3 protein-coding genes and 1 pseudogene are annotated in these 4,664 nt (G+C 31.0%); all 4 read right to left on the reverse strand.

Going from position 1 to position 4,664, the window contains the following annotated elements; all coding sequences use genetic code 11:
* Window positions 1–405: 405 nt before the first annotated feature.
* Window positions 406–1,785, reverse strand: a complete 1,380-nt coding sequence (gene radA, locus Ctaglu_RS24355) for a DNA repair protein RadA (RefSeq protein WP_125006622.1) — start codon at window positions 1,783–1,785, stop codon at window positions 406–408.
* Between the two features lie 78 nt (window positions 1,786–1,863).
* Window positions 1,864–2,385 (reverse strand): PadR family transcriptional regulator, encoded by a 522-nt coding sequence (locus Ctaglu_RS24360; protein ID WP_125006624.1) that lies wholly within the window; start codon window positions 2,383–2,385, stop codon window positions 1,864–1,866.
* 63 nt (window positions 2,386–2,448) lie between these two features.
* Complete coding sequence (locus tag Ctaglu_RS24365) at window positions 2,449–3,297, reverse strand: sialate O-acetylesterase (RefSeq protein WP_125006626.1); 849 nt, start codon at window positions 3,295–3,297, stop codon at window positions 2,449–2,451.
* Between the two features lie 231 nt (window positions 3,298–3,528).
* Window positions 3,529–4,506 (reverse strand): annotated as a pseudogene (locus tag Ctaglu_RS24370) (esterase/lipase family protein); the annotation flags it as partial.
* Window positions 4,507–4,664: the final 158 nt, after the last annotated feature.

A 4,664-nucleotide genomic window follows, 5' to 3' on the forward strand; every position in this document is an offset into this window, starting at 1 on the left:
AAATGTTATTTCGCTATTTTACCTATTTCTCTGTTTAATTTTCAAAGACCAACTTGCTTGCCATCATGTGACGACAAGGAGTATTCTATCATATAAATAATAGCATGATTTCACCCAATAAGTTATCTAGCTAGATTATCTTCATATCCCTACATATACGTACAAATAATTCAATATTTCGCATTACGATACTCGTGGTTAAGTAATTATCATCTATTTGCACTTCATATATTTAAAAAACCTCACAAGTCTCCACTTTAAATTAGCTAAAGCTAATCAGTAAGAGAAATATAATATACATATTACACCTCTAGACAGGATACTTTAACTTTACTCATCGTTTTATATCTATATAGAAATGCATTGTAGAATACTATCTAATTAACCACACTATATTTGCTACTATTATTTGATTTCCTTTTCAATAACATCTATTAATTTCTTACAAGGAATAACCTTTATATTCTTAAATTTAACTCCTGTTTTTAAACAATTCATCGGTATATATGCCTTTTTAAAACCCATTCTATCTACTTCTTTTAGTCTTTGCTCTAATGATGGTACTTTTTTTAATTCACCAGTAAGACCAAGCTCTCCTATAAAAACTGTATCAGTAGATATTCCATGGTTTAATGCGGAGGATGCAATACTCATCACTACAGCAAGATTTACTGATGTTTCAGTTAACTTAAGACCACCTGTTGCTTTTATAATAACATTTTTATCATAAAGTCCTACTCCTCCCCTTTCCTCAAGAATTGATATAAGAGTCCCTAGTTGTTCCTTCCTTGCAAAACACTCGCTTAGTCTACTTGGATAAGGAGTAAAAGACTTAGATACAAGGCTCTCTACCTCTACAACAATTGGTCTTGTACCATCCTTTATAACGGCTAAAGCACTCCCTGGAACTGCCTCTTCCCTTTTGGTCATAAAAAACTCGGACGGGTCAGCTATTTCTTCCATCCCTATTTCTGACATGCGAAATAGTCCACTCTCAGAAGTGTCACCATATCTATTCTTTTTGCTAATTAAATGTTTCAGTTCTTCTCCATCTTCTCCCTCTATGTACAATACGGTATCCACTAAATGCTCTAATATTCGAGGACCCGCCATCTCATCAGCCTTTGTCATTTGGCCAACGAGAAATACAGCTCTTGGCCTATCTGGATTCTTTGCTTTATCCTTTAAAGCTGTGGCACATTCAATTACTTGAGTAGGAGATCCCGCTCTCGAACTTGAATATTCTTCTAACGTAAATGTTTGAATACTGTCAAGTATTATTAAGTCTGCATCAACTGTTTCTATATGTTGTAATATTTCATCTAACTTACTATCAGAAACTACCCAGAAATTATCAGCTATTTCTTTTACCGTACGGTCAGCTCTATTTTTAATTTGACTATTGCTTTCCTCTCCAGATGCATATAAAATTTTATATCCTTTTAAGGACAGAGAATTTGCGAGTTGCAGTAAAAGGGTTGACTTGCCCATCCCAGGAGGTGCTGAAATTATGCTTATACTATCTCTAACTATTCCGCCACCCATAACTCTATCAAATTCTGAAACTCCTGTAACTATCCTGTCGCTGTTAGATTGTACAATTGCTCTTAGTTTTGTTGGGTTAGTTGTTATTACCATTCTACTTGAGTTAGATTTAATAGAGCTTGCCTTAACTATTTTTTCTTCATATGTATTCCAGTCACCACAATCGTTACATTTCCCCATCCATTTTGGTGATTGTGACCCACAGCCTTTACAAATATAAACTTTTTTATCTTTAGCCAATTAAATACATCTCCTTATTATCGTCATCATCTATTCATTTTATTGTAATATATTGATTAAGATATATTATTTTTTTCATTAATTTTCATTTCTTATATCTTTTAACAGTCCTTCAAACCATTGAACATTTACTAAATGATGAGAAAGTGAATTTTCCAACATTTTTCTAAAATAAGTAAGGGTAGTTTCATAATGCTCAAGAGATTGTTCTAATAAAAAAATTTTCTTTTTAGTTTGTTCGATTTGTATTTCTATTAGTTTTGTTAGCTCCTCACTTTTATATTCATTAGTAAATAGCATTGCTGCATAAAAAGACAAATTTATATACTCTGTCTTAGAGCCATACTTGTACATCAATTTTTCAAATTCTTTATCCCCTAGTTCAGTGATAATATAATTATGTGTATCTCTAATATTTTCTAATTTGTCAACTTTTTCAATGTGCTGTTTTTCTTCTAATTGTTGAAGATTATAATAGAATGACCCTTTAGTGAAATTTACTATATATTTATAGTGTCTCTCTTCCATTAAGGCTAATAATTCGTATCCGTAAGAACCTGGGTTTTGTTTTAATAAACCTAAAATTAGTAATGGTATCAAAAACCCACCTCCTTTATATTCTTCATCAAAATTATGCTAATAGCTGTTCCATAATTATAAAGTTTAACTATTTTTGATTTGTATGAGTTTAGATTCAAATTCATCATATGATATTTTCCCTAATGCCAAATCCATAATTTTTATATACATCTTTTCTGCTTTGGTATGTGTTCTAGCATGATTAAGATTTATCAACTCATTTTCATTAATTAATGGCTTCAATAAATGTTGCTTATTAGAAAAGGCTTCAAAATATCGTAAACCAAATTTTCTTTGAGAAATTGCATCAATATGAATACCATCAGGATTAGAAGTTAAATCTGATGCTGTGACAAAGTAACAATTATCTTGTTCAAAAGCAAATTTTTGTAACTCTTGATTAATAAACTTATATTCAGTACAGCTTTTTCCAAATCCTTCTTTGCCTAAATAATCTCCTAAACCGCCAATAATGAGTGGAATATCTGGAGCATTCAACTCCTTTCTAAGAGTCTCAATAATTAAAAGCAATTTTTTGTAATAGACTTTGTAGTTACCATTGATACTATCACTTTCTCCTTGATGCCATAGAATTCCTGTTAACTCACTACTTTGCATAGCAAATTTAGATTCAGTTATTGCATGTCTAAAAAGTGCTTCGTCTACAGCCCATTCATCCAGTGAGCTTCCACCTTCAGCACAAGGAATTAAGCCAATATTATCTTCTTGATTTTGACGACACCATGCATCCGCAAATGAACCGGCCAGACTTATTCCTGAAACAGGACGGTCATAATTGATGGGCTCAGTCATCATTTGCCATCTACCATTGCGCAACATTTGTATTCTTTCATTATAAATCGGGGTTACTTCATGAATAAACCCTCTTCCAGCCATATTCGACTGTCCTAACATTAAAAATGATTTAACCATTTTTTTCATCCTTTCTTTTTATTTAATATTTATGAAGAAATGTTTCCAGTTCTCAATAAATGTTAAATAGTTACTTATTTAATTTTTTTAGCCATTACAGACATAGTCTAATTAGACTATTAACACTTAGATATTATAGTCTAATTAGACTAATTGTCAAATATATTTTTTTCTAAAGTAAAGCTAATCCACAAAAATTCTAAATTACAATTTATTATATAAAGCGATTATTTAATAGCCTTTATTTTTAAGCTTTGATACAATCTCTACATATTTTTCTATTACATCAAATCCTTTATAATCATCTCTTCTTAAATCTATAATATCTCCATGAGAAATTCCACGCCTATATTTATTTTGTAGCACACCTTGAAATTCTCCCCATTTAGCAGAATTAATAGATACTAAACCATCATTTTCACCTTCCGTTAACTTCACTAAAATATAAGGAATGGTCACTATATAATCACTAAACATATGCTTTACTGCTGTTGCATAACTTTGATAATACACTCCATCTACATCTTTCACGCCTTCATTAAATTTTTTACTATGATACGTTGAAAACTGTCTACTTGCAGTATAAAAGTCAGGGTTTTTATCACCCAAAATCTTAAAATATTTATCAGATAATCTTGCGATAGCTTTATAAAGCTTATCAGGCATATTACAAGCAATATCAACAAACTTACATCCTCTATGAGGTGATGACACCATTGTTAGCGATGCAACATATTCCCCCATCTCTAACTTACTAATCATATAACGTGCGTCGAGTCCTCCTTTTGAATGTGCTATAATATTTACCTTTTCACATCCTGTTGCTTTAACAATATCAACAATTTTATTTTTAATGTCCTGCGCATTACATTCCACTGTTCCCCAAGCTTCTTGATTTCCATAATAAACTGTTGCTCCATTACGAATCAATTCCTTAGGTATTCTTCCCCAATAATTAATGTATTTTAAATCTCTAAATCCAACACCATGGACTAACACAAGAGGATATTTTGTTTTACATACATCTAAGTCAACACGTGCTTCATTATTAATTACCTTATAACACTCATGATCATATTCTATTTTTGCAATATGACAAGCATACAACATTATAAAAATATTTATAATTGGAATAAAGACCATAACGGCTACTATATATCTTTTTAATATACTTACCCTTCTTGAAGTACATACGATTCCTGATACTCCCATGCCTAAAGGCAAAGGGTTCTTAGATTGCTTAACTTCTCCTATACTCTCATTTATTTAAAAATCAAATAAATTACAACATATAAGAACTAATTAATTTCTCTAAAACTTTCACTATCAATCATTCCAATGAATGAATTAACGATAGCATATGGCTC

Source organism: Clostridium tagluense (genome assembly GCF_003865095.1).
Classification (GTDB): Bacteria; Bacillota; Clostridia; order Clostridiales; family Clostridiaceae; genus Clostridium_AD; species Clostridium_AD tagluense.

Coding starts and splice junctions, on each gene's coding strand:
- Ctaglu_RS24365 (WP_125006626.1), bottom strand. CDS start 3,297: ATGGTTAAATCATTTTTAATGTTAGGACAGTCGAATATGGCTGGAAGA.